The sequence below is a fragment of the Micromonospora sp. NPDC127501 genome (assembly GCF_040302185.1).
Lineage (GTDB): Bacteria > Actinomycetota > Actinomycetes > Mycobacteriales > Micromonosporaceae > Micromonospora.
The window spans coordinates 656,427-680,119 of sequence record NZ_JBEORJ010000001.1; the positions used below are offsets into that span (position 1 = coordinate 656,427).

22 protein-coding genes and 2 pseudogenes are annotated in these 23,693 nt (G+C 69.6%); 14 read left to right on the plus strand and 10 right to left on the minus strand.

Features of this window, described 5'->3' with window-relative positions; genetic code table 11:
* Window positions 1-147 precede the first annotated feature (147 nt).
* The gene (locus ABTW72_RS02910) at window positions 148-816 is read right to left on the minus strand and encodes a class I SAM-dependent methyltransferase (protein WP_350853428.1); all 669 of its coding nucleotides are present in this window, start codon (window positions 814-816) and stop codon (window positions 148-150) included.
* Between the two features lie 61 nt (window positions 817-877).
* Here ABTW72_RS02910 and ABTW72_RS02915 point away from each other — a divergent pair, with 61 nt between their 5' ends.
* The 5 genes from ABTW72_RS02915 (at window position 878) to ABTW72_RS02935 (ending at window position 4,776) form a co-directional block, all read left to right on the plus strand.
* The gene (locus ABTW72_RS02915) at window positions 878-1,516 is read left to right on the plus strand and encodes a TetR/AcrR family transcriptional regulator (protein ID WP_350853431.1); all 639 of its coding nucleotides are present in this window, start codon (window positions 878-880) and stop codon (window positions 1,514-1,516) included.
* A gap of 235 nt (window positions 1,517-1,751) precedes the next feature.
* Window positions 1,752-1,958 carry a hypothetical protein gene (locus ABTW72_RS02920; protein ID WP_350853434.1) on the plus strand — a complete coding sequence of 69 codons (207 nt, stop codon included), beginning with the start codon at window positions 1,752-1,754 and terminating at the stop codon, window positions 1,956-1,958.
* A 327-nt stretch (window positions 1,959-2,285) separates the two neighbouring features.
* Window positions 2,286-2,783: a sigma-70 family RNA polymerase sigma factor gene (locus ABTW72_RS02925; protein ID WP_350853437.1), complete on the plus strand. Its 498-nt coding sequence runs from the start codon at window positions 2,286-2,288 to the stop codon at window positions 2,781-2,783.
* 11 nt (window positions 2,784-2,794) lie between these two features.
* Window positions 2,795-3,787, plus strand: coding sequence for a hypothetical protein (locus tag ABTW72_RS02930; RefSeq protein ID WP_350853440.1), 993 nt, complete (start codon window positions 2,795-2,797; stop codon window positions 3,785-3,787).
* Window positions 3,788-4,014: 227 nt separating this feature from the next.
* On the plus strand, window positions 4,015-4,776 hold the full coding sequence (locus ABTW72_RS02935) for an SDR family NAD(P)-dependent oxidoreductase (protein WP_350853442.1): 762 nt from the start codon (window positions 4,015-4,017) through the stop codon (window positions 4,774-4,776).
* 255 nt (window positions 4,777-5,031) lie between these two features.
* Here the strand turns inward: ABTW72_RS02935 and ABTW72_RS02940 are convergent, their stop codons facing one another.
* Window positions 5,032-5,436 carry a DUF1062 domain-containing protein gene (locus tag ABTW72_RS02940; protein WP_350853445.1) on the minus strand — a complete coding sequence of 135 codons (405 nt, stop codon included), beginning with the start codon at window positions 5,434-5,436 and terminating at the stop codon, window positions 5,032-5,034.
* Between the two features lie 290 nt (window positions 5,437-5,726).
* Between ABTW72_RS02940 and ABTW72_RS02945 the strand changes: the two genes are divergently transcribed.
* The gene (locus ABTW72_RS02945; protein ID WP_350853448.1) at window positions 5,727-6,128 is read left to right on the plus strand and encodes a hypothetical protein; all 402 of its coding nucleotides are present in this window, start codon (window positions 5,727-5,729) and stop codon (window positions 6,126-6,128) included.
* Between the two features lie 25 nt (window positions 6,129-6,153).
* Complete coding sequence (locus ABTW72_RS02950) at window positions 6,154-7,257, plus strand: winged helix DNA-binding domain-containing protein (RefSeq protein ID WP_350853451.1); 1,104 nt, start codon at window positions 6,154-6,156, stop codon at window positions 7,255-7,257.
* 148 nt (window positions 7,258-7,405) lie between these two features.
* On the opposite strand, the gene ABTW72_RS02955 is transcribed toward ABTW72_RS02950, so the two are convergent.
* Window positions 7,406-7,867, minus strand: coding sequence for a hypothetical protein (locus ABTW72_RS02955; RefSeq protein ID WP_350853453.1), 462 nt, complete (start codon window positions 7,865-7,867; stop codon window positions 7,406-7,408).
* A 558-nt stretch (window positions 7,868-8,425) separates the two neighbouring features.
* Between ABTW72_RS02955 and ABTW72_RS02960 the strand changes: the two genes are divergently transcribed.
* Window positions 8,426-9,100, plus strand: coding sequence for a response regulator transcription factor (locus ABTW72_RS02960; RefSeq protein ID WP_502892152.1), 675 nt, complete (start codon window positions 8,426-8,428; stop codon window positions 9,098-9,100).
* Window positions 9,097-10,545 (plus strand): HAMP domain-containing sensor histidine kinase, encoded by a 1,449-nt coding sequence (locus tag ABTW72_RS02965; RefSeq protein ID WP_350853459.1) that lies wholly within the window; start codon window positions 9,097-9,099, stop codon window positions 10,543-10,545. Before ABTW72_RS02960 ends, ABTW72_RS02965 begins: the two co-directional genes overlap by 4 nt.
* A gap of 164 nt (window positions 10,546-10,709) precedes the next feature.
* Here ABTW72_RS02965 and ABTW72_RS02970 read toward each other — a convergent pair whose 3' ends face one another.
* Both ABTW72_RS02970 and ABTW72_RS02975 read right to left on the minus strand, forming a co-directional pair.
* Window positions 10,710-12,779, minus strand: a complete 2,070-nt coding sequence (locus ABTW72_RS02970; RefSeq protein ID WP_350853951.1) for an MMPL family transporter — start codon at window positions 12,777-12,779, stop codon at window positions 10,710-10,712.
* Window positions 12,780-12,934: 155 nt separating this feature from the next.
* Window positions 12,935-13,225: pseudogene (locus ABTW72_RS02975) on the minus strand (aromatic-ring hydroxylase C-terminal domain-containing protein).
* On the opposite strand from ABTW72_RS02975, the gene ABTW72_RS02980 reads away from it, so the two are divergent.
* Together ABTW72_RS02980 and ABTW72_RS02985 are read left to right on the plus strand one after the other, a co-directional pair.
* On the plus strand, window positions 13,224-13,679 hold the full coding sequence (locus ABTW72_RS02980) for a hypothetical protein (protein ID WP_350853462.1): 456 nt from the start codon (window positions 13,224-13,226) through the stop codon (window positions 13,677-13,679). The pseudogene ABTW72_RS02975 and the gene ABTW72_RS02980 sit on opposite strands and share 2 nt — an antisense overlap.
* Window positions 13,680-13,838: 159 nt before the next feature.
* Window positions 13,839-14,036: a hypothetical protein gene (locus tag ABTW72_RS02985; RefSeq protein WP_350853465.1), complete on the plus strand. Its 198-nt coding sequence runs from the start codon at window positions 13,839-13,841 to the stop codon at window positions 14,034-14,036.
* Between the two features lie 56 nt (window positions 14,037-14,092).
* Here the strand turns inward: ABTW72_RS02985 and ABTW72_RS02990 are convergent, their stop codons facing one another.
* Window positions 14,093-14,503: a hypothetical protein gene (locus ABTW72_RS02990; protein ID WP_350853468.1), complete on the minus strand. Its 411-nt coding sequence runs from the start codon at window positions 14,501-14,503 to the stop codon at window positions 14,093-14,095.
* Window positions 14,504-14,515: 12 nt separating this feature from the next.
* On the opposite strand from ABTW72_RS02990, the gene ABTW72_RS02995 reads away from it, so the two are divergent.
* A complete protein-coding gene (locus ABTW72_RS02995) occupies window positions 14,516-15,079 on the plus strand; it encodes a hypothetical protein (protein WP_350853471.1) in 564 nt (187 codons plus the stop codon).
* A 3-nt stretch (window positions 15,080-15,082) separates the two neighbouring features.
* On the opposite strand, the gene ABTW72_RS03000 is transcribed toward ABTW72_RS02995, so the two are convergent.
* Window positions 15,083-16,252 (minus strand): phthiocerol/phthiodiolone dimycocerosyl transferase family protein, encoded by a 1,170-nt coding sequence (locus ABTW72_RS03000; RefSeq protein WP_350853474.1) that lies wholly within the window; start codon window positions 16,250-16,252, stop codon window positions 15,083-15,085.
* A 389-nt stretch (window positions 16,253-16,641) separates the two neighbouring features.
* Here ABTW72_RS03000 and ABTW72_RS03005 point away from each other — a divergent pair, with 389 nt between their 5' ends.
* Window positions 16,642-17,574: a LysR family transcriptional regulator gene (locus tag ABTW72_RS03005; RefSeq protein WP_350853477.1), complete on the plus strand. Its 933-nt coding sequence runs from the start codon at window positions 16,642-16,644 to the stop codon at window positions 17,572-17,574.
* On the plus strand, window positions 17,571-18,491 hold the full coding sequence (locus tag ABTW72_RS03010) for a serine hydrolase (protein ID WP_350853480.1): 921 nt from the start codon (window positions 17,571-17,573) through the stop codon (window positions 18,489-18,491). The genes ABTW72_RS03005 and ABTW72_RS03010 overlap by 4 nt, the downstream gene beginning before the upstream one ends.
* A 23-nt stretch (window positions 18,492-18,514) precedes the next feature.
* On the opposite strand, the pseudogene ABTW72_RS03015 reads toward ABTW72_RS03010, so the two are convergent.
* The 3 genes and pseudogenes from ABTW72_RS03015 to ABTW72_RS03025 all read right to left on the minus strand — a co-directional run.
* A pseudogene (locus ABTW72_RS03015) lies at window positions 18,515-20,665 on the minus strand (transglycosylase domain-containing protein); the annotation flags it as partial.
* 147 nt (window positions 20,666-20,812) lie between these two features.
* On the minus strand, window positions 20,813-21,721 hold the full coding sequence (gene bla / locus ABTW72_RS03020) for a class A beta-lactamase (protein ID WP_502892153.1): 909 nt from the start codon (window positions 21,719-21,721) through the stop codon (window positions 20,813-20,815).
* A 236-nt stretch (window positions 21,722-21,957) separates the two neighbouring features.
* Window positions 21,958-23,541, minus strand: coding sequence for an alpha/beta fold hydrolase (locus ABTW72_RS03025; protein ID WP_350853486.1), 1,584 nt, complete (start codon window positions 23,539-23,541; stop codon window positions 21,958-21,960).
* Between the last annotated feature and the right edge of the window lie 152 nt (window positions 23,542-23,693).

Consider the following 23,693-nt stretch of genomic DNA (forward strand, 5'->3'; position numbering starts at 1 on the left):
CGACGCGGCCCGACCTCGACGATCCCCTGCCCGCCTGCCCATGATTCGGCCTTGCCGTGGCGTGGTCGCCCTGCTCTGCTTCGTCAGGGATCCATGCGGAGCGACCACGCCGCCTGAAGGGCCACAGAACCCCGTGACCGGAGATTGCTAGGCGTAGCGGCGCAGGGTGAACCAGAAGGTCGGCACCGAGTTGGTGCCCGGTGTGACGTCGATCAGTTCCCAGCCGGGAAACCTGGCGCGGAGCTCGTCGGCTGTGACGCCCGCCGCCCACGACGTGACCTCGGGGATCGGATTGCCGAGCGGCTCGGGGCCGTACCCGAACATCAGCAGCCGTGCTCCGGGTGCGGCGCGGTGGGTGAGCCCGGCGGCATAGGCGTCGCGGCGGTGCAGCGGGATCCCGCAGTAGCAGCTCAGGTCGAAGAACAGGTCGAAGGGGCCCGGCACCTCCAGCTCGTCGAGGCGGGTGGCGTCTCCGTGCAGCAGCCGTACCGCCACTCCCGCCGCCGCAGCCTTCTCCCGGGCCTGGTCGACGGCGCGGTCGATCAGGTCGACGGCCGCCACCTCCCAGCCGTGCCGCGCGAGGTAGATGGCGTTGGTTCCCGTGCCGCAGCCGAGTTCGAGGGCGCGGCCGGGTGGCAGCGCCCCGTGCCCCTCTACCAGGTCGACCAGTTCGGGTGGCGTCACGCCGGTGTCCCACGGTGGCTTGCCGGTGCGGTAGTAGCCCTCCAGTGCGCGGTGGACGGACTCCTCCTCCGGGTCTCGCTGCGTTGAGGCCAGGTCCGGCTCCAGCTTTTGGGCGGCGTGCGGCTGGTCCATCGTCTCCTCCTAGAAAATAGAGCTGAACTCTAGTGACGCACTCTAGATATAGACTCGTGACATGGACCAAGTCAAGCGGCCGGACAAGCGAGCCGAGCGTTCACGCCGCACCCGCGAAAAGGTCGTCGAGGCGGCTCGCGAGCTGTTCGTTGCGCAGGGCTATGGGGCGACGAGCCTGCAGGAGGTCGCGGACCGGGCGGGCGTGGCCGTCCAGACGGTCTACTTCGTCTTCCGCAACAAGCGCACGCTGTTCAAGGACGTCGTCGACACGTCCATCGCCGGGGACACCGAGCCGGTCGCCACCATGGATCGTGAGTGGTTTCGCGCCGCGTGCGCCGAACCCACGGCGGCCGGGCAGTTACGCGCGCACGTCCACGGCACCCGCGAGATCCTGGGCCGGGTCGCCCCGATCATGCCGGTGATCGCGGCTGCCGCAGCCACCGACCCTGAGATCGCCGCACAGTGGCCGGACGGCCCCGACCCGCGTTACACCGTGCAGTACGCAGCGGCGCAAGCCCTGGTCGGTAAGCCCGACACCCGTCCCGGCCTGTCCATCGAGATGGCGGCGGACCTGCTGTTCGGCCTGCTCAGCCCGCAGCTTTACCTGATCTTCGTCCGTGACCGCGACTGGTCACCGGACACCTGGGAGGAGTGGGTCCGCACCGCCTTGACCTCCCAACTCTGCGCCGACCCCGGCTGAGCGGACGGACGTCACGATCGCCCTCAACCCGGCGCGGTGATCTGGCTGATCAACGTGAACGATCCGGTGGTCCACAGTGTCAGCCGGGCGGCGAGCTGGCACAGACAAGGTGACCGCGGGTCAGTTCCGTTGCGGTGCAGTGGGCGAGCATCGGGTAGCTGGTGACACGGGACGGGGTGCGCCTGGCGTCTCGCACCGACAGCCCTCCGCTGGTGGGGACGTCATCATGGTGGACATGAAGAAAAGCATCCCGCTGGTCGGCTTGGTCCTGGGAGCGCTCGGTGGGGCGCTCTGGGGCTGGTGGGGCGGCGACGGGTACGAGGCGGGAGACTCGGCGCTGGGCACAGGCCTGATGGGGGCTGTCGTCGGGCTGCTGATCGGCGCCGTTGTGTACGGCCTCGTAAGTCACGGCAAGCGGAACAGCCCCGGCCGAGACCGCTGAGAGAGAGGCATCGTCGACTGCACCCGACCAGCGGCGCGGCCACCACCGCGACCAGCACCGCGGCCAACGACGCGGCCAACGACGCGGCCAACGACGCGGCCAACGACGCGGCCACAGTGAAGTCCTGCGCCGACATGACGCCTACCACCGTCCGGTCCGGTTTGGTGACCTGCTGTTCACCTGGTCCGACTGACCCGCCGATGAACACGTCAGGGCAGATCCGCGTGCAGCGTGGAAGCACTTTGGCAGGGTTCAACACATTTGTCGCCACCCAACCTCATGATCAACGAAAAATTCCTCCGTGGGGGTAAATGGATCGGGGCGCTGATGCGTAAACCCCGTGTGGAACGAGAACGGAAGGACTTCGCGGACTTCTATCAGCGGTCCCGAGACAACTGCCTGCGCGCCGTACTAGCTGGTACGGGCGATCGTGCGCTGGCCGAGGATCTGGTCGCTGAGGCGTACGCGCGAGCCTGGGCCTCCTGGCCACAGCTGAGCCAGCATCCGGCACCCGCGGCGTGGGTGGTGCGCACCGCCCTCAACATCCGGGTGTCCTGGTGGCGGCGACGTCGGCGGGAGGTGGCCCTCGACGGCCACGAGCGAGCGTCTCTCATCGAGGACGACCCCGACACGAGTGACGCCCTGCTGGCCGCCGTTCGCCGGCTGCCGCAGCGGCAGCGCGAGGTGGTCGTGTTACGTATCTGGCTCGACCTGGACACCAGGTCCGTGGCTTCAGTGTTGGGCATCTCCGCCCAAACCGTAGCCGTCCATCTGTCCCGTGCCACCGCAACCCTGCGGGCGCAGCTCGCGCCCGCAGCCCGTTAGGAGATTCGATCATGAACGACAATGAGGTGTGGGACGCGGTGAGACAGACCCTTTCCGACGTACAGATGGATCGCCCGGTCGAGGCGATCGAGCAGCGCGGCCGAGCCCGGCGACGCAAGCGCCGTGTGCTCGGCCTGGCCGCTGGCGGTGGCGTCGCGGCCGTGGCCGCCCTCGCGCTGGTCCTGCCGATGGCCACGGGATCCGGCCCAGCCCCCGCTCCGACCGGCCCGGACAATCACGCCGAGGCCGCCACCCGGGCACCGGCAGGCAACACGAAGCTCGTATCCCTGGCAGCCAACCTCACCGCAGACGACCCCTCGCTGCCGGGCGACGCGTCGCTGATCATCGAGAAGGTCGATGTCCGTCGGGGCACCGTGCCATCTCGTACCCGGTACCACCTGTACACCGACAGCGGCCAGTACTACTACACGGAGGCCAGGAAAGAACTCCCACGGGTGATCGCTCGTGGCGAGAACCTCGGCAACGGCTTCCACACCCGTGGGGTGGCGGCGGCGCGATACGCGGCAACCGGTGACCTCACCAAAGCCCGCGAGCAGATGATCAACTCCGTGTACGACAACGGAAAGCCCCCTACCGGCGCCGAGCAGGACCGAATGAAGATCCTTCGGCAGAAGGGGGTCGCAAACCCGTCTCCGCTTACCGACCAAGACCGGAAGAACATCGCCGCCAACCACCTCTGGGTCAACAGCGTTGACGTGCTCTCCGCAGCGGGAGGCGACCCGAAGGTACGGGCGGGCGTGCTTCGCCTGACCTCCACCATCCCCGGTGTCACCGTCGTGGATTCGACGACCGGCGGGCAGCCCAGCCTGACCATCACCGCCAAGGTGTGGACGGACGACACCCAACACGTGCTGACCATCAACGCTCAGAACGGGGTACCGATCAGTTCCGAGGTGAACTCCCCGGAAACCGGAACCTTCTTTGCGGAAACCTTCGAGGTCTCCCGCGTGACGGTGGCCGACATCAAGACCGGCAGGTTCTGACCCTCGATCCCGCACCCGTGCGCGCCGTCCGCACCACTTGGACGGCGCGCACGGACCGCGCCTATTGGCGCCCGGTTCCTCGGCCTGCCCCTGCCCCGCAACCTCAACCAGGTCAACATCACCAACGGCGGGCGACCGAGGGTGGTCGATTACGCTCGGTTGCGGTCTCGGCGCCCAAGCCGGGCTGAAATTGCGGAGAATGGCGGCAACGGTCCGGAGGAATGGTGATGCGGCGGTTCGAGGGCAAGGTCGCGCTCGTCACGGCTGCGGCTCAGGGCATCGGGCAGGCCGTTGTCCGGCGGATCGCCGCCGAGGGCGGCGGGGTGGTCATCACCGATCTGCAGCAGGACGCGGTGACAGCGCTGGCCGACGAACTCGGCACTGAGCACGCGCTCGGGGTCAAGGTCGATGTCACCTCACGCGCCGACATCGACGCCGCGATCGCCGCGGCGGTCGGGCGTTTCGGCCGGCTCGACCTGGTGGTGAACAACGCGGGCGGCTGCATCGTCACCTCGATGCCGGAGGACACCTCGGCCGAAGACTGGCACCGCCAGCTCGACTTCACCCTGCTCAGCGCCGCCCGTTGCATCCAGGCGGCCATCCCGCACCTGGTGAAGACCCGTGGCAACGTCGTCACGATCAGCTCGATCAACGGTATATCTGCCTTCGGCAACGTGGAGTACGCCGCGGCGAAGGCCGGCCAGATCGCGATGTCTCAGAACTACGCCGCCCGGTACGGTCCGCTCGGTGTCCGCTTCAACGTTGTCGCCCCCGGCACCGTCCGGACACCGAATTGGGAGTCTCAGCCGGGCGCGCTGGAGAAGCTCAAGTTGATGTACCCGCTCGGCCGCGTCGGCGAGCCGGAAGACATTGCCGCAGCGGTCGCCTTCCTCGGCTCCGACGACGCTGCGTGGATCACCGGCCACACCCTGCCCGTCGAGGGTGGCGTGCTGACCGGCCCCAACCCGACCGACCTGCGGCCCGCCTGACACCCTCCATCTCCAGGGATCCGCACAAGCGGACGCCGCCCTGCCCCTCCGCAGGGGGGCGCCAGCGCTGACGCCTTCGGGTCCGCCGAAGAGGTCCCAGCCGAGAAGCCCTTGTTGCTCCGAACCCCTGGGCATCGCTCGCAGCCGCTCGATCGTCTCCGCCCGCCCGGCACGCATCTGGCGAACAGCCAGCAGCAGGTCCACCGGATCGGCTCAGTGGAGCGGCAGCCGCACCGAATGTATGCATCCGGCCGTTCACCTTCGTCGCCGGTATCGGGCCGGCCCTGATCTTCGTTCGCGCCCGTTCATGAGCGACCGCGCGCGGACCGCCGCATGATGCAGTCCGGGGCAAGGCCACCTCGCCTGTCGCCCCAGCTCAGGCCCACGGCGGGAAGAGGTGCCGGAGGAGCCCTCTAGAAGGATCGGAGCCCGGTACCAGACCGGGACGCGGCCGTGACCCGTGATTTTGCTGGTGCGGTCGCAGGAAACGCAGGTGACCAGGAGCAGGATGTCGAGGAGTTCAGCGTTGGCATTGACGCGGAACTTACCGTGGCCGGTGCTGGCGAGGTCGGAATGGCAGTGGACGCAACGGAACGGGAGCAGGGGAAGGTGCGTGCGCCGAAGGGCCCAGGACGCAACGATATGAGGACGCGTAGACATGATCCCTCTGAAGACCTGACGGAAGGCATGGAAAAGAGCCGACGGCGACGTCGGCGACCGATGCGCGGGGAAGGTGTCAGGTCTAAAGAGCAGGCGGTGTCACGCGGGTGAAGTCCTCCCGTGAGTGGGTCGAAGAAGAAGGATCCAGCTGCAAGGTAGGGCGGGACGGGTTGGCGAGGCCACCGATTTTGTGTTGGTGCCGAGCATTGAGGGTCAGCGAACCGGGCATCCACCACGCGTCGTCCGTCCTCGCGGCCCCTGTTCGCCGTATCCGGCCGCCCCCGTGCGACTTGCTCTCCCGCCGGTGGCTGGACAATGGCGGTGCGTACGACAAACCGCAGTCCACCGCGCCGCAGGCCCTGGCCCACGCCCTCGCCGACTCCCCGGTCGGGCAACTCGGCTCGAACGCACAACTGCTCGGCCCGAACCATGCGGCTGACAAGCCGACCGAGCCGACGACCGTGCCGCTCGGGCTGGCGAACTTCGCCTGGGACCTCCAATCGATCCGCCCGTTCGCCGAAAGGGACCACAAGAACATCGTGTCCTGGCACGTGTACGACAAGGGAAGCCACTTCGCCGCGCACGACGCCCCCCGACCTGCTGGTGAGCGACATCCGCGGCTTCTTTCGCCAACCCCACTGACCCATACCCAGCAGGTACGCGCGGCGAGCGCCCGCCGCACGTACCCCTGATCTCAACCCTTCGGGAAGGCCACCCGTGCAGACCCTGACCCGCCGCGCCCTCAACCGCGCCACCCTCGAGCGGCAGTTGCTCCTGCGCCGCGCCGACCTCACCCCGCTGCAGGCCATTGAGCACCTCGTCGGCCTGCAGGCCCAGACCCCGCACAGCTGGTACGTGGGGCTGTGGACCCGACTCACCGAGCGCCGACCCGAGGACATCGGGGCGCTGCTCACCCAACGACGGGCAGTGCGGATCGCGCTCATGCGATCGACGATCCATCTCGTCAGCGCGTCCGACGCGCTGGCGCTACGCCCACTCGTGCAGCCGGCACTGGACCGCGACCTGTTCACCAACCAGACACACGGCCGGTCCATGCGCGGACTGGACACCGCAGAACTCGTCACTGCAGGCCGGGAACTCCTCGACGAGCAGCCGCGCACCCCGGGCGAACTGGGCCGGTTGCTGGCCCAGAGGTGGCCAGATCGGAACCCAGCGAGCCTCGCCTACGCGGTGCGCAACCTGCTGCCGGTCGTGCAGACCCCGCCGCGCGGCGTGTGGGGCGCCAGTGGCCAGACCATCCACGCGCCGCTCGAATCGTGGGTCGGCGCGCCGCTGCGCACCGACCAGCCGATCGACCAGATGGTCCTGCGATACCTGGCCGCGTTCGGCCCGGCGACCGTACGCGACGTGCAGACCTGGTGCGGTCTCACCCGGCTGGCGGAGGTGCTCGACCGGCTCCGGACCCGCCTGGCCACGTTCCGCGACGAGAACGGCGTCGAACTGTTCGACCTACCCGACGCACCCCGACCCGACCCGCAGGTCAGCGCGCCTGCCCGGTACCTGTACGACTTCGACAACCTGCTGCTGTCCCACCACGACCGGTCCAGGGTGGTCACCGACGGCCTCCGCCAGCAGAACTTCGTCCCGCACGGTCCTGTCCCCCGCTTGATACTCCTCGACGGCTTCACCGCAGCAACCTGGACGTTCGCCACGGCACGCGGCGCGGCCACCCTGACCGTCCACCCGTTCGAACCACTGTCCGCATCCGACCGCGAGGCATTGACCACCGAGGGCAGCGAGCTGCTGGACCTGCTCGCCCCCAAAGCGTCGTACGACATCCGCTTCACCGCACCGACCTGAGGAGCGCCTTCCCGAGACTGGAGGACACGCTGCCGCGAAATGCGGCAATTCGGGGCTGGTAAAGAGCGTCCTTGAGCGTGAAGTCTTCTCCGAGACCGAAGCGGCGCGGCTGCTGCCCGTCACCCAGCCTGTGACTTCGACACAGGCCCTAACCTGGTAGGCGGGCCATGACGAGGGGACGGAGCCTGGCCGTGAGCTCGTCGTTGAGCACCAGTTGGTAGTAAGTCCCACCCGCCGCCCCGTAGACGACTGCTTGACAGGAGTTCACTCTGCCCGGCAACGAGAAGCGGCTGACTTGCTTACCGGTCTTGGCCTCGAATATCCGGTAGATGAAGCGTGCCGACCGCAGCTGCGCGGTCTGCTTGTCGCCGGTGCTGGTGTTGTAGGTGCAGGTGTCGACTTTCCTGCTCGGGTAGTCGTCGTCGAAGTACTCGCAGACGACGAGCTGGGTGTACTGCTGCGGGTACATCCCCGGGTGCCACTGCGACTGCCATTCGCCAGGCAGCTCGGACTCCAACTCCTCGGGCGCGTACGGATGCATGACGAAGAGCGCGGCCAGGTGGACGGGAGCCCCGGCATAGGCGGGACCGTCCGGATTGTAGGGACGCACCGCTTCGGGGTCGAAGGTCGAGCCGCCGCACGCCTCGTCGCTCGTTCTGATGGTCGGGGGCGGTGGCGGCCAGGTCGGGCTGGCTATTGTCGACGCGGATGGCACCGGCGTGGAAGCCGGTGGCGAGTCGGGTTCCCCAGTGCACGCGGTGAGCCCGCACAGGGTGCCGACAACCAGGGCGACGAGTCGAGTCGTCCGCTGCGAACCGCTCACGCCGCCCCAATCGTTCTGCTGTCGGCACTGCCGGAGCATCCATTCGGTGCCCAGACCGAGCCTGCCATCCGACATGGGATACGTATACCGGACGCCGCTACGGTTCTGTAGTTCGCCAGCACCACGGCGGACGCCTTCGGCCCGGTCATCGACGACATACAAGTCGAGAGTTGCTTGCTCGTCATCTGCTCCACCTGAACGGCCACAACCTCGGCCACCCGTGCAGCGAGCAGAACAGCCTCGTTCTTCGCCTACTGCCGTTGCAGTATTAATCCTGCCCTCAGGTTGATCGGGGAGGATGAGCGCAAAAGCATCAACTGGAGGGAGCGGGCCGGCGTGCGGATCATGATCGCCGATGACGAGGCGGCCATCCGTGAGTCGCTGGAGCGGGTGCTTCAGGTCGAGGGTTACGGCACCAGCACCGCCGCCAACGGTCTCGCCGTGCTCGACGGGATCGGTAGCGCGGCGCCGGATCTGCTGATCCTCGACGTGATGATGCCCCGCCTCGGCGGGTTGGAGACCTGCCGGCGGTTGCGGGCGGCGGGTCGGGATCTGCCAGTGCTGATGCTGACCGCCCGGGATCAGGTCTCCGACCGGGTCGCGGGGCTGGACGCGGGCGCCGACGACTACCTGCCCAAGCCGTTCGCCACCGAGGAGTTGCTGGCCCGGGTCCGGGCTCTGCTGCGCCGCCGCGCGCCGGGCGACGACGAGTCGCAGATCCTGTCGTTTGCCGACGTCCGGCTCGATCCCGACAGGTTCGAGGCGTGGCGGGGTGGTCGGCCGCTGTATCTGACCCGGACCGAGTTCTCCCTGCTACAGGTTCTCGTGCGCAACGCGACCCGGGTGTTGACCCGCGACGCGCTGTTCGAGGCGATCTGGGGCTTCGACATGAGCACCACCGCCAACAACCTTCAGGTGTACGTGAGCTACCTGCGCCGCAAGATGGAGGCTGAGGGTGAGCCGCGATTGATCTACACGCTGCGCGGCCTGGGGTACACGCTGCGGGAGACTCCTCCGTGAGCAGGCCCGCCGGCCGGGAACCGCGTCAGCTGATCCGGTGGTGGCGCCGGCGGTCCCTGCGGACCAGGCTGACGGTGATCGCGGCGACGGCCATCGCGGTCAGCGTGTTCGTGGCCTTCCAGGTGGCCAGCGAGCTGCTGGACTCGGAGCTGCAGGACAACGCCGAGAATCAGCTACGCGCGGACTCCCGCATTCTGGCGACGACCGTCGAGCACACCGGTCTGGCGCAGGTCCAGCTACCGCCGTATCCCGGATCCGGCCGGCTGGTGCGGGTCATCCTGCCCGACGGTTCGACCCGGACGCCGGCCGGCCAACCCGCGCTGCCCCCCGTCAGCGGGCACGCCGGGCGCGTGGCGCAGGGCGCGTCGGCCGACCTGATGGAATCGAACGACAGCGACGACGACGGCTACCTCATCTACACGCTGCGGGCGGGCGACGGCGCGGTCCAGGTGGCCCGCAACAACGACGACAGCCCGGTCAACCGATTCGGGTTGGGCATGCTGCTGATCGGACTGCTCTGCGTGGCCGGGGGCGCCCTTGTCGGGCGGACCGTGGCGCGGACCGGGCTGGCACCGATCGACCGGCTGACCGCCGCCGCGGTTCGTGTCGCGCAGACCCGGGACCTCGACTCCGACATCCCGGACGAGGGCGGCGGGGAGATCCGGCGGCTGATCCAGTCAATCAACGACATGCTGGCCGCGCTCCGGGACTCCCGGCGGGCCCAGCGGCTGCTCGCCGAGGACGCCGCCCACGAACTCAAGACCCCGCTCACCAGCCTGCGCCTCAACGTCGAGCTGCTGATCCGGCTCGATCGCCGCGGCACCCTGGACAGCGCACTGCCGGCGGAGAGCCGAACCCGGCTGCTCAACGATCTCGGCGCCCAGGTGGCCGAGTTGAGCACCCTTGCCGCCGAGCTGACCGACCTGGCGCGCGGGGACGTCAGCGACGAGAGCACCGAGCTACTCGATGTCGCCGACGTGGTGGTGGCCGCCGCGACCCGGGCTCGTTCCCGCGTGCCCGACATCGAGGTCGCGATCGACGTGACCTCCGTGTGGGTGAGCGGGCGTCCCGCTGCGCTCCAGCGGGCGGTACTCAACCTCATCGACAACGCCGGCAAGTGGTCCCCCACTGACCAGCCGGTCCAGGTCCGGCTCCGTGCCGAGGGCGCGTCGGCGGTCCTCGAGGTCGACGACGCCGGGCCGGGCATCGACGCCGCCGACGTACCGCGGGTGTTCGACCGGTTCTACCGTGCCGACAGCGCCCGGGCGCTGCCGGGGTCAGGTCTGGGGCTGTCGATCGTGCAGCGGGTCGTCGACGCCCACGCCGGCCGGGTCACCGTCGCCCGGTCGGCACGCGGTGGCGCGCTGCTGCGGATCATCCTTCCGGCCGCCGCCCCGCCCGCTCGGATCACGCGGCTCAGCGGGGTGGACCCGGTGGCGCGCTGACCACTGCGGCACGGGGCCGGGACCGCCACGGCGCGCGGTGCCAGGGCCCGCCGCAGCGGGCGGCGCAGGACAAGGGCGGCGGACACGGTGACGGCCGCCGGCCCATGGCAAAGATCCGGGACGGGAAAGAGCCCGTCCCGGATCTCTCGACTGTGCCGCCGCGCTCACCGTTGCGGCGCGGGCCCCTCCACGAGCGGCCGTTGATCGTTCGGCAGCTCCACCGGTCGGGACAACCGGCTCGGCCACCACATCCGCCGGCCGATCAGCAGGGTGAGGGCGGGCACCAGGACCGACCGCACCAGCAGGGCGTCGAGCAGCACGCCGAAGGCGACCAGGAACCCGACCTCGATCAGCATCACCAGCGGAAGCGAGGCGAGGACCGCGAACGTGGCCGCCAGGACCAGGCCTGCCGAGGTGATGACGCCACCGGTGGCGGAAAGGGCTTTGAGCATGCCCTCTCTGGTGCCGAGGCGCACGGTCTCCTCCCGGGCCCGGCTGGCCAGAAAGATGTTGTAGTCGATGCCGAGCGCCACCAGGAACAGGAATGCCAGCAGCGGCACCGAATAATCGACGCCCTTGAATCCGAGGATCGTGTCGAAGACGAACACGCTGCCGCCGAAGGCTGCGGCGAATGAGACGATCACGGTCGCCATCAGGACCAGCGGGGCCACGATCGCTCGGAGCAGTAGCCCGAGGACGATCAGGACGACGGTGAGCACCAGCGGGATCACCAGCTTCTCATCGCGGGTGGTGGTGACCTCGGTGTCGAGGTTCTCCGCGCTCGGCCCGCCGACGATCGCCTCCGCCCCGTTCACCGCGTGCACGGCGGCACGCACCCGCTTGATCGTGTCGTACTCCGCGGCGGTGTCCGGCGCGTCGGTCGGGAACACGGAGATGTCGGCCCAGCCTCCGCTGGTCTCCCCCGGGACGGCCAGGGCCACACCGCGAGTGCCCTGGACGATCTCGAGCACCCGCTCCTGGTGCGCCGGCCGGGTGAAGATCGTCATCGGCTGGCCGCCGAGCTCCGGGAAGTGCTGGCGCAGGACGGTGAAGCCGGTGACCGACTCCGGCGCGGACAGGAACTGGTCCTGCTCCCGCAGGGCGCCGGTGTTGCCCGCCAGCCCGATGGCGAGCACGCCGAGGACTCCGAGCGAGCCAAGCGTCGCCACCCACCGGCGGCGACTGATGGCGGTGCCGAGCCGTCCCCACAGCCCCGGCTTCTCCTGGACGGCCGTGTTGAACCGCGGTATGGCCGGCCAGAAGATCCGCCTGCCGAGCACCACGAGCACCGCCGGGAACAGCGTCAGCATGGCCACCAGCGCGCACAGGATGCCGGCCGCGCCGATCGGGCCCAACCCGCTGGTGCTGTTCAGGTCGGCGACGAGCAGGCAGAGCAGTCCAGCGATCACGGTGGCCGCGGACGCGACGATGGCCGGCGCCGCGCCGCGTAGCGCGTGGACCATCGCGACCCGGACGTTCTCGTGGTGGTGCAGCGTCTCCCGGTACCGGGCGATGAGCAACAGCGCGTAGTCCGTGCCGACGCCGAATACCAGGATCGTCAGCAGCGCCGAGTTCTGGTCGTTGATCACGATGCCGAAGGCCTTGACGAGCAGGTAGACGGTCGCCATCGCGGTCAGTGCGGCCGCGCCCACAGCCATGAGCGGGATGAACCACAACACCGGGCTGCGGTAGGTGAGGATCAGCAGGAGCGTGACGACGACGACGGTGGTGAGGAAGACCTGCAGGTCGATGCCGTCGAAGACGGCGTCCATGTCGCCGTCGACCGCGGCGGGTCCGGTCACGTCGAGTTCCAGGCCGGCGGGGCGCTCCTTCGCAGCCTCCCGCAATGGGCCGACGAGGGTTTCCGGTGCGCCGTATGTCGTGCTCACATCGAGGGTGAACATCATCGCCTTGCCGTCAGTGGAGGATCTCGTCGGTGGGCCCTCGTCGTCCTCGCCGCCCGCCGCCGTCACCTTCGGCGGGTACCGCTTGACAAGGGTGTTGTGGTGGCGCTCGACCGACGCGCGGTCGGCGTCGGTCATGCCGCCCGCGCGGTGGTACACGAAGACGAACGTGTTGTCCTCACCGCCGGGGAGGCTGTCCTCCAGCACCGCCACCTTGGTGGACTCGGCGCTGGCCGGCAGGGTGTCCACGGCTCTGTCGGTGGTTACCGAGCTCAACTTCCCGCTCAGCGGCACCATGACCGCCGCCAGCGCCACCCACAACCCGATCACCAACCATGGCACCCACCGGCCTGCCAAGCGACCGGCCGGCGCTTCCCCGGGCGGCGCTGACTCGACTGCCATCACTAGCTTCCTCCATACGGTTAGTCGCTCATCTGATGCCGACTTCGTACCGAGCGAATCTGAGACGACCGTTAATGCGCCGCTCAGGCCGGGTGGCCGAACCACGTGCCGAGCGCACGCACCAGCACGGTGGTGCCCAGGTCCTGCGCGGTGGGCAAGGCCCAGGCGACACAGCCGTCGGGCCGGATCAGCTACGCGTCGACGTCCACTCGGTCCGTGCGGGCGGTGACGGTGTTGACCCGGCCGGTCCACGCGGCCGCGGCATCGCGGACCTCCGCGCGGTCGGCGAGGCCCAGCAGAAGCACACGACCCTCACGCAGCAGGTCCGCGGACCGGCCAGCTCCGTCGGCGCCGATCGCGTATCTTGCAGACATGCCAGTGGCATCCGCCGACTCGCGGCAAGCTGCGGTCGCTACCCCACCACATCGCCGCCGCGCCACGATCGCGTTCTCTCTAGCGCTGGTCGCCGTAGGGCTGATCGGCGGCTTCGGGGCAGCCAAGCTTGCCGACGATCCGCACACCGCCAAGCCGGAGCTGCTCGCTGGGACGGTCACCTGGTCGAATGACCAGACCAGGTCCATCGCCTTCGAGGCAGACGGGGCCCCACGGGGCTCTACCGATGGCGACACGATCTACTCAGTGATCGCCGAAAGCTGGCAGGACGCGAACGGGACACTGCACCACGACGGCACCTATCCAACCTGCCTGGCCGGCGGGAAGGACGACCCCGTCTCAATGGACCGACACCGAGTCGAGCTTGAGGTTCTACACCGAGACACGGGCGGTCAGCCACAGCACATCGCCGTCCGCGTCCACTGCCTCGACTAAAGGCGCATGAGCCCGGGCACCAGCACTTTTCGCTTCCCGTCGGCCGCCAGGCCGACCCTAAATGATCGTGGTGAAACGCACTCTCCTCGACATGAGCGCACGCTGCCCTACCGCCTCCGAGGGACAACGCTGACGGCTTCGGGCACGCCGGAGATCGGTGTGCTGGTAGGCATCCGGACGGAGTCGGTCACGGAGCGCTGGCTGGCCGACGAGCAGCGCTGGCACGCCGGGTTGACGCAGCCGTTGCGGCAGGAACCCGGCGAGGACCTGCCGCGACTCGCGGTGCCGCAGGCGGCGTACGCCCCGGACGTCTACGCCCGGGACCCGCACCGCCCGGTCTCCGACGGCCCCGGCTAGCGTACGGCTGGCGCAAGCTACGCCTTGGGGCGTTCGTCATGTGTCCTTTCTCGTGGTCAGCTAGCGAGAGAGTCGAGCCAGTTCGAACGCAGTCGCAGTGCACGCTCGGCGCTACCCGCGACCGCCGCGATACCGGCAGCGATGTTCACCTCGAGCGGGACGCGCACGGGAAGATCGAACGTGCCCAGGGAGTCCGCCACCGGCGGAGCCTGCGAGATCGTCTCGACGAGCTGTGGCACGGCTACGCAGATCCCGATGAGCACGAGCAGTGTCGAGACGACGCCGACGAGGCGGCTCAATCTCGGGCGGGTGCGGTCGAGGTAGGCTCGCCGACCCTCGGCGGAAGCGGGATGGGGTGTCAACTGTGTCTCGGTGCCGTCGGTCCGCACGTAGTGGCAGCGGCCTAGTCCGTAGACGTTGACGGCGACCTCGATGTGACCGCCCGGCACGGGGAAGCGGGCCGGCATGGTGGAGAGCGAATGGAGCGCACCGTCGAGGTAGAGCCGCGCGCGTACCGCGCCGTCGTCGCGATCGCCCAGCTGACGGACGTCGACCGCGTAGGTGTGCGTGGTGCCGTCCGGTGCGCGAAGTGTCAGCGTTCGCACGGACCTGCTCAGCAGTTGCCACCAACGGAAGCGCGGCAGCGGCTCACCATTGCCCGGCCGAAGGCGCCGTGCCGCGAGACCGTCGCGCAATCCTTTGAACACCATCCGAGAATCTCCTGTCTTTCAATCATCCAGCTGCTCTCGCAGGTCGGCACCGGGAATCGGGCGCGTGAGTACTGGCGCGCGATCCACGAGACGTACATCGCGGCCGACCCGACGGATGACGACGTCGCGGCATACCGTTCGCTCGACCGGCTGGGCCTGCACCGCATCGAGCGATGGCTGGCCGCCCTCGCCGACGAAGGCGCAGTCCCGGCCGGCGACGTCGAGCGACGCGCCCGGTTCCTGCAGGCCGGGCTCTTCACTCGACCGCAGGCGTCGGCCCGGCCGGCGCGCGCCCGCTGCGCTTGCGGCCGAAACCTGCTCCGCGGATCCTGAATCTCACAGGTCCGTGAGACGGCTGGCAATGTCAGCGGGAAGACCCCCCGTGTCGCCGTGGGTCGTCAACACCATTCGGAGTGACCCGGCGTGCGTGACGACGCCGAGGATCCGTTCGTCGCGGACCTGCGTCGTCATCGTCGGTCCCCAGATCGCGACCGCGGATGATGTGCCGGGCTCGGACGTCCCCAGGTTCGTGATCTCCAGGTCGGCGATGGTGGCCGCGAGCATCGCCGCCTCTGCCTCGGCGGCTCCGGCGGGGTTGAGTGAGGCCAGCATCAGCGCCGCGTCGCGGGCGGCGTCCCGTGCCGCTCGCAGTTGGGCCGTCGCGTCCCGCGCAAGCGACCAGAGCGTGCTGTGCGCAGGTGCATTCAGCACCACGGTCGTCGCCGTGAAGCGGTTCACGACGTCGTCCTCGAGATCCAGCGCCGATCGGAGGTCGATGGGAACGTTGATGCGGATGCTCTCGCCCCCGGTGAGCGCGGAGAGTGCCTGGGCGGCGGCGGCGCATAGTGCGCCTTGAACGGTTGACCCGTTGGCGCGGGCGGTGGAGCGAAGGTGGTCGGTCGTCGCAGGGTCGAGCTCGGCGCTCTCGACGTTGGGTGCGGTGGCGTCGAACGGACGTATCGTGGCGACGGCCGGCGTCGGGCTCGGGGCCTGATCGGCCGGCCGTTCCGCCTGGGGTGGGCCCACGAGCAGGCTCTCCTGGTCGATGGGCGCCGGCCGGGGCGAGAGCGTCTGCCCGTCGAGGATAGCGAGGAGGTCGTGTGCCGCGCGGAGCGCGCCGCGACCGTCGGCGATCTGGTGGGAGAACGTCAGGAGGACGACGGTTCCCCGATCACCGGATGCGTCGCTCATGAGCGTCGCGCGCGCCAGCGGACTCCCCTCGGCATCGACCGGAATCGTCTGCTCCTGCGCTGCGGCCTCACGCCAGTCGCCCCCGCGGACCTGTCGGACCGGGATGGGCTCGGTCGACTCCTGGAAGGTCGGGCGATCGCCGTTGCGGTCGATGCCGACGGCGAGCAGCGGATGCGTCTGCTGCAGGTGCGCGAGCGCGCGGTCCAGCTGCTGCGCCGAGACGTGCGTAACGAGTTCGATGACGAGTGAGAACTGGACCGGGTTGCGGCTGATGTAGAGGTCGATGATGTGCTCGAACGCCCCCAGCGAGCGCACGACCGGATGTGCTTGAGAGTGGGGCATGCTGTCCTTCGCATCGATATGACGATCGGTTGGGCCGCTTCAGTGCTCGGAGTGCTCGGCCCGGTGCTGTCGCACGTGACGGCGTCCGACGAAGCCACGGGAGCGCCTCGGAATCGATTCGTCCGTCAAGCTGCGCCTTGGATGAGACACCCGGCCGTAGCGGCATACTCAAGCCGCGTCCAGGTGATCCTCGTCCCAGAGGCCGGCGGCCCGGCGTTCGGTCCAGGCGGGCACGCCCCGGTGTCGCCACGTCACCGCCCCGCGTCGCGCGGGTCATCGCGCTCGTCTCAGGCCGGTTCGGGCCTGATGCTGGGCAGGTGCCGCGTCAGTTCGTCCATGCGATCCGGGTATAGGTTCGGTGGGTGGATGTGGTCGCCGCCTGTCGAGCCTTCGTCGCGGTCAGCGGCCATGGCAGCTTCACCTCCGGGGCCGCCGCTGCGGGAATCCCCCAGTCGGTCGCCAGTCGCCGCGTCGCCGCCCTGGAGGAGCACTTCGGGGCGCGGCTGTTCGACAGGTCGTCCCGCGCGGTGCGACTGACCTCGTTCGGGCAGGACATGCTGCCGTCGGCCCGGCGCCTGGTCGACCTGGCCGACGCCATGGCCGACGACGCCGAGCGGGCCCGGTTGCGTCCGCTGCGGGTAGCCGTACCCGATATCTGCCCGCCGCGCCGCCTCGCGGATCTGGTGGTCGCGGCGCGGCGGCAGCGGATCCACCTGGAGGTACGGCCGGCCGGTCCGGCCGAGCGGGAACGGCTCTGTCGGACCCTGGAGGTCGGTGCCGGCATCGTGGCGGTCCCGGAGGCCACGGCGTCCTGGCGGGTGCCGCTCGGGCTGGCCGCCCGGACCCCCTTCCCGGCGCCGACGGTGTTCCTGGAGACGCTGCGCAGCGGCCGGGCCCGCACCCAGGCCCGCCGCCGGATCCTGATCCAACCCGAGGACGACGTCGCGTACCTTCGGGACCCACTGACCCGCGCCGGCCAGTCGGCCGGCCTGGTGCCGGCCCAGGTGGCGGTCGCACCGTCCCTGGTCGACGCCGCAGCGGCGGCACTCGGCTCCCCCGACCTGCTGCTCTGCTCCCGTCAACAGGCCGAGGACTTCGGATTGCACTGGTGCCCCCTCGCCGTCCCACGCCTCCTGCGCGGCTACCACGTCGCCGCCGGCGTACGCGAGGACCTCGATCAGCTCAGCACGGTCCTCGCCGGGGACATCGCACGCTGCCTGGGCGCGCCCGACGGCCAGCCGAGGGCGGCAGAGGGTCGCACCCTCGGTGACCGCACGACGGGAGATCCCGCGTGAGCGCCATCGCCGTCATCCGCGACGCCCAGGCCCTTCTCGACGAGGCGGGGTTGAACGGCGCGTTCCTCGTACGCAATCTCGACACCGGCCAGGAGCTCGGCTTCGACGCGAACACGACGTACCCGTCGGCGTCGCTGGTGAAGGTGCCGCTGGCGGTCGCCGTGCTCGAACGCATCGCACGCGGGGAACTCGACCCGGCGATGCCTGTCGACGTCCTCCCCGGTCGGATCACCACACCGGGCCCGACCGGGCTGAGCCGCTTCCGCCATCCGGCTCGGGTCGCCGTGGACGACTTGCTCTACCTGAGCACCGCCGTCAGCGACGGCGTTGCCTCCGACGCGTTGTTCGACCTCACCCCGCCTGCCGCGGTAGCCGCCGAGTTGCGGCGACTGCGCATCGACGGCATCACCGTGCGGCACCGGGCGGGCGATCTTGCCGACACGCCGGCGGAACGTCTCGGTCCCGACGAGGTGCACCTGGCGCACTCCCTCGCCATCGGCGCCGGAACACCCGGCCAGGGCCACCCCGTCACCCAACTCGACGTCACCCGCGCCAACACCGGGTCGGCGCGGGCCTACGTCGACCTGCTGCACGCCCTCTGGCGGCCGTCGGCGATCCACGAGACCACCGCCGAGCGGGTACGCGCCCTGATGGGCGACAACCTGCACCGCCAGCGACTCGCCCCCGACTTCACCTCCGACGCGTCCCGCTGGTCGTCCAAGACCGGCACCCTGCTGCACCTGCGCCACGAGGTAGGGGTGGTGGACCACGCCGACGGTCAGTCGTACGCCGTCGCCGCGCTCACCGCCTCCCGGGTGCCCGCCGTCGCGCAGCCCGGCAGCGAGGCGACGATGGCCCAGGTCGCCCGGAGCTTGCACGACCACCTGCGGACGGGCACCCTGCCCTGGTGGGGTTAGCCGGCGGGCGTCGCTCAGCCGATCAGTTCCGTCGGTGCTGGTGCGAAATCGATGCGCGGCTTGCCCTGCATCGCCGCCGCCAGACTCTCGTAGACCGGCGGGTTGATGCCGTCGCGCTGTTGGTGGTGCATCTTCACGGCGGTCTGCGGCCAGTCCGGGTCGGTCAGGATGCCGGCCACGGCGTACTGCTTGGTCATCGCGACCATGGAGGCGTAGTTCTCCGCGTCGGTGGTGCCGGTCTTGCCGGCGACCGGAGCGTCCACGGCCGTCTTCACCTGCCTGGCCGTACGGCTGCCGCCGCACCGGCTGGTGGCGGAGTCGTCGCCGACGGGGCAACGGGCGACGTCGACGGCGGCGCGGGCCACCCCGGTGCTCACTCGCTTCTCGCAGCGGGGTTGCGCGATCTCCAGCGTCCTCCCGTCCGGGTCACGGATCTCCTGCACCGGCGTCGGCGCGCAGTATGTGCCGTCCGCGGCCAGCGTCGCGTACGCGTTGGCCAACTCCAGCGGGGTGGTGGCGGAGACGCCCAGGGTGAATGCGCCCCAGTCATGGGCTGCCGCCCGGTCGTCGGCCCACCGGCTTTCCCGGTCGACCCGGAATTGGATGCCGAGCCGCTTGGCGGCGTCGACCACATTCTCGGCGCCGATCTGCTGCTGTAACGGCACGAAGTAGGTGTTCGTCGACCGGGCGAACGCGCTCCACATGGTCAGCACGCCACCGGCCTTCTTGTCCGAGTTCGTGGGGCAGTAGAGGTTGGTGCCCGGGCACGCGGTGGGGCTGGCACGGTCGATGACGTACTCCGATCGGAACCGTTGTGGTGCGTCGATGGTGTGGCTGAGCGGGATGCCCTTCTCCAGGGCGGCCACGACGGTAAAGATCTTGAAGGTTGAGCCGGCCTGGTAACCGGTGATGCCGTCGCCGCCGGTGAGTAACGGGTTCATTGTGTTGGGGTAGTTGCCCGAAGCGCCCTTCGCCCGCTGCTTCGGGTCACTGTGCGGCCTGTTGGTCGGGTTCCCCGGGTCGTCGGGCCGGAAGGTGCGGTTCACGGCGAGGGCGCGGACGCGGCCCGTGCCCGGTTCGACCGTGGCGACCATGGCCGCTTCCTCGGCGGTCTCGCTCTTGGTCCTGCGTACCGCCTGGTCCGCACCGCGCTGCGCCTGCACGTCGAGGCTGGTGGTGATCGTGTAACCACCGCTCTTGAGCCGCCGCTCCCGGTCGTAGGCGGTGGCGCCGAAGGTCTCCTGCTCCATCCACCAGCGGTAGAAGTAGTCGCAGAAGAACCCCCACTGCCGCTGGTTGGCGGCGACGCAGCCGTTCGGGGTGCGCTTGTCCTTGACCGCCATCTTGGTGGCCTTGGCAGCGTCGGCCTGCGGCTGCTGCAGCGCGCCGGTCTCGACCATGTTCTGCAGGACGTAATTCCGCCGGTCGAGAGCGCCCTTGCGGCCGCTCGGTGTGGTCGGGTCGTTGGTCGACGGGGCTTTGACCATGCCGGCGAGCATCGCCGCTTCCTCGACCGTGAGCTTGCTGGGCGACTTGCCGAAGTAGACCTGGCTGGCGGCGTAGATGCCGTAGGCGCCGTTGCCGAAGGCGGCGATGTTCAGGTAGCGCTCCAGGATCTCGTCCTTGGAGAACTCCTTGTCCATCTGCAAGGCGTAGCGGATCTCGCGCAGCTTACGGGCGCTGGTGTCCTCGGTCGCGGCGACCACGTCGGCCGGACGGGTGGCGGAGTAGGCGATGGCGAGCCGGACGTACTGCATGGTCAGCGTCGAGGCGCCCTGCTTACCGTTGGCGCCGGAGGAGTTGCTGACGAAGGCCCGGGCGACGCCGTTCAGGTCGACCCCGTTGTGCCGGTAGAAGTCGTGGTCCTCCGCCGCGACGATCGCCTGGCGCATGACCGGGGCGACGTTGGCGAGCTTCACGTCCCGCCGGTTCTCGTCGTACATCGTCGCCAGCGGCGTCTTCCCATCGGAGGCGAGCAGGTAGCTGATCTGCGGCGCGCGGGCCACCGTCAGCTCCTTGGGCAGCGCGCCGAACGTCTCGACGCCGGCCTTCGCCGCCAAGCCGGACATCGCCACCGTGGGGAAGGCCGCCGCCGCGACCACCACACCGGCCAGCAGGCCGCAGATCAGCAGCGATGCGGCGTTGGTGAGGACGTTGTGGTCACGTTTCCACATCCAGGTCACCTCGATCCATAGGGTGCGGGGCGGCAGCGGCCCGTCAACCGGCGTTCCGCCCGCCGGTCGGGTCTCCGTCGCTGCCACCCCGCGGTGTCCGACGCCTCCGTGCGGGCACTCGGCGGCGAGTGGGTACCGCTCAACCGGTCACCAGTTGGCCATCACCACCCTGGTCGCCTCGGCGATCAGTGCGTCGTCGTAGTCGGCGTCCTTCTCGTCGCGGCTGGACAGCACCGCAAGGACGATCGGCGCGCGGTTCGGCGGCCAGATCACCGCGATGTCGTTGCGGGTGCCGTACCCGCCGGAGCCGGTCTTGTCCCCGACGACCCAGCCGTCGGGAACGCCGGCGCGAATCAGCGCAGCCCCGGTGGTATTGCCCCGCAGCCAGCCGTTGAGGGTGTTGCGGTCCGAGGGTTCGAGGGCGTCACCGACGGTGTACGCCCGCAGGGACCCGGCCATGGCGCGCGGGGTGCTGGTGTCCCGCCGGTCACCCGGCCTGCCCTCGTTGAGTTCGGTCTCGTAGCGTGCCGGATCGGTGACCTTGTCGCCGATCTCGCGAAGCTCCTTCTCGAACCGTTGCGGTCCGCCGAGGTGACGCAACATCAGGTTGGCGGCGGTGTTGTCGCTGTAGCGCACGGCAGCGTCCGAGATGGCCCGCAGCGTCATGCCCTCGGCGACGTGCTGCTCGGTGATCGGCGAGTAGGTCACCAAATCGTCGGCCGAGTAGCGCACCACCCGGTCCAACTCGGCGTCCGTGGTCTCGTCGAGGATCTCGGCGGCGGCCAACGCCTTGAACGTCGAGGCGTACGCGAACCGCTCGTCGGCCCTGTACTGCACGGTCCGGCCGGTGCCGGTGTCGATCGCGTAGATCCCCAGCCGCGCGTCGAACTTCTCCTCCAACTGCCGGAACTCCTGCTCGCGGTCTGGTGCGGACGACGTGGGGGCCGCCACCGCGCTGTCCCGCTTCGGCTGTTCCGCGGCACCGGCGGGACTGCAGGCAGCCAGGGAGAGAACTGCCGCCGTGGCCACCAAGCAGCGTGTCGGAAGCACCATGATCACTCCTTGTCGATACGTGTAAGGGCGCCGGAAAGCGCCGGTCGGACAGGACTCGACCCTGGCAGCGATCCGGCATGCGGTCGAAGACAGAAGCCGCGAGGTTCATGCCGATCGGGCATCAACGGCGCGGCGAGGGCCACCGCCGCTCGGGACCAGGCCGGCGGCGGTGACCCGACGTCGAGGCGATGACCAGCCGTCGGATCAGAGCTGGCAGCGCTGGTCCGCCGCGGGAACCTTCAGATCGATGAGGTAGGCGGCGAGGCGGTGTTGACGCAGGGGTTGATCCCATCCTGCGCGACGGTGTGCCGGGCACCCTCGACGGTGAGCACGGTGCCGCCGAGGTCGCCGGCCAGGACCCTGCCGGCCGCGTAGGGGGTGGCCGGGTCACCGGTGACGGAGATGATCAGGGTGGCGGGCAGACCCTTGACGTTTTGGGCGTAGGGAATGCCGAGGCTGGGCTCGCCGGGCCAGGCCTCGCACGCATCCCGGCTGACTCCGTCGACCTTCTCGCCGCTGTCCACGAACGGGCTGGTCCTGTTGATGTCGGCGCGCAGCCGGGCCTCCTCCTCGGGGGTGCGGCGCACCTCGTCGTTGCAGTTGATGGCGAGGTTGGCCTCGAGGTAGTTGTTCCACCCGCCGGAGGGGTCCCGACCGCCGAACACGTCGCCGACCTTCAGAAGCTGCGTTCCGTCGCCCTGCTTGAGCTGGGCGAGGCCCTTGATGAGCACGGGCCAGACCTCGGGGCTGTAGAGGCCGGCGGTGATGCCGCCGACGGCCTGGGTGAAGTTCAGCGTGCGTCCCTTGCCCGCGGGGACCGGATTGTCGATCAGCGGCCGCACCAGCTTCTGGAAGACCGTCGTGGCCTGGGCCGGGTCGGTACCCAGCGGACAGTCCATGCTGGCGGCGCAGGAGGCCGCCAGCTTGTCGAAGCTCTGCTGGAAGCCGGCCTGCTGGCTGAGCCGTCGCTGCGGATTCTTCAGGGTGGGGTCCACCACCCCGTCCAGTGCCAGCGCCCGGACGTTCGTGCCGAACATCTCGGCGTAGACAGCGCCGAGTCGGGTGCCGTAGCTCTGCCCGGCGAACGTGAGCTTCTCGTCGCCCAGCGCCGAGCGCAGGACGTCCAGGTCCCGGGCGGCGTTGCGGGTGCCGACCGCGGACAGGATCTCCGCCCCGCCCGAACCCTTCGCGCAGCGCTCCGCCAGGCGCCGGGTGTCCTCCCCGCTCCACCCACCCGACGACGCCAGCAGCGTGGTCTGATCCTCGCCGCGATCGTGTTCGGCATCGCTGAAACATCTGATCGCGGGCGTCGACGACCCGACACCGCGCGGATCGAAGCCCACCACGTCGAAGCGCTGCACCAGCGGGCTCTTCGCGAACACGGCGCTGAAGGACGTCGCCTGGGTCATACCCGAACCACCCGGACCGCCCGGGTTCAGCACCAGCGACCCAATGCGCTGCCCGGGTTCCCCCTGGGCGGGCAGCCGGAGCACCGCGATCCGGATCTTCCTGCCCGTCGGGTCCTCGTAGTTCAGCGGCACCTCCAGCCGGGCGCACTCGAACGGTTTGACGTAGAGCTTCTTGTCTCCCGCACTGGTGCCGAAGTCCGCACACGAGCCGAACGACAGCTTCTGCCCGTAGTAGGCCGCCAACCGGTCAGCGGACGGCTTCGGGTCGGCATCGGTCGAGGCTGCGGTGCTCGTGCAGGCGGACGCCAACGCGAGCAGCGCCGCCGCGCCGACAGCCGCGCCAACGCGCCCGGTGCGCCGAATGGCGGGTGAGCTGGACCGGTCCCCGGGCGGGTCGGAGTCGAACAAGGTCATGGGGCCTCCGCAGTCGATTTGGTTTGCGCAAAATGCGCTTTCGATGAGACACCCGGCCGTAGCGGCACACTCAGCCGCACCCACTGTGATCTCGCCAGCACCGACGGTTGCCTTGACTGTGCCCTGAGGGCACAGGTTCGGATGGGATGAGC

What these genes read in the sequence shown, in the direction of transcription:
- ABTW72_RS02910 (WP_350853428.1), bottom strand. Translation starts at nt 816, where the DNA reads ATGGACCAGCCGCACGCCGCCCAAAAGCTGGAGCCGGACCTGGCCTCA.
- ABTW72_RS02915 (WP_350853431.1), top strand. Translation starts at nt 878, where the DNA reads ATGGACCAAGTCAAGCGGCCGGACAAGCGAGCCGAGCGTTCACGCCGC.
- ABTW72_RS02920 (WP_350853434.1), top strand. Translation starts at nt 1,752, where the DNA reads ATGAAGAAAAGCATCCCGCTGGTCGGCTTGGTCCTGGGAGCGCTCGGT.
- ABTW72_RS02925 (WP_350853437.1), top strand. Translation starts at nt 2,286, where the DNA reads ATGCGTAAACCCCGTGTGGAACGAGAACGGAAGGACTTCGCGGACTTC.
- ABTW72_RS02930 (WP_350853440.1), top strand. Translation starts at nt 2,795, where the DNA reads ATGAACGACAATGAGGTGTGGGACGCGGTGAGACAGACCCTTTCCGAC.
- ABTW72_RS02935 (WP_350853442.1), top strand. Translation starts at nt 4,015, where the DNA reads ATGCGGCGGTTCGAGGGCAAGGTCGCGCTCGTCACGGCTGCGGCTCAG.
- ABTW72_RS02940 (WP_350853445.1), bottom strand. Translation starts at nt 5,436, where the DNA reads ATGTCTACGCGTCCTCATATCGTTGCGTCCTGGGCCCTTCGGCGCACG.
- ABTW72_RS02960 (WP_502892152.1), top strand. Translation starts at nt 8,426, where the DNA reads ATGATCGCCGATGACGAGGCGGCCATCCGTGAGTCGCTGGAGCGGGTG.
- ABTW72_RS02980 (WP_350853462.1), top strand. Translation starts at nt 13,224, where the DNA reads ATGCCAGTGGCATCCGCCGACTCGCGGCAAGCTGCGGTCGCTACCCCA.
- ABTW72_RS02990 (WP_350853468.1), bottom strand. Translation starts at nt 14,503, where the DNA reads ATGCCGGCCCGCTTCCCCGTGCCGGGCGGTCACATCGAGGTCGCCGTC.
- ABTW72_RS02995 (WP_350853471.1), top strand. Translation starts at nt 14,516, where the DNA reads ATGGAGCGCACCGTCGAGGTAGAGCCGCGCGCGTACCGCGCCGTCGTC.
- ABTW72_RS03025 (WP_350853486.1), bottom strand. Translation starts at nt 23,541, where the DNA reads ATGACCTTGTTCGACTCCGACCCGCCCGGGGACCGGTCCAGCTCACCC.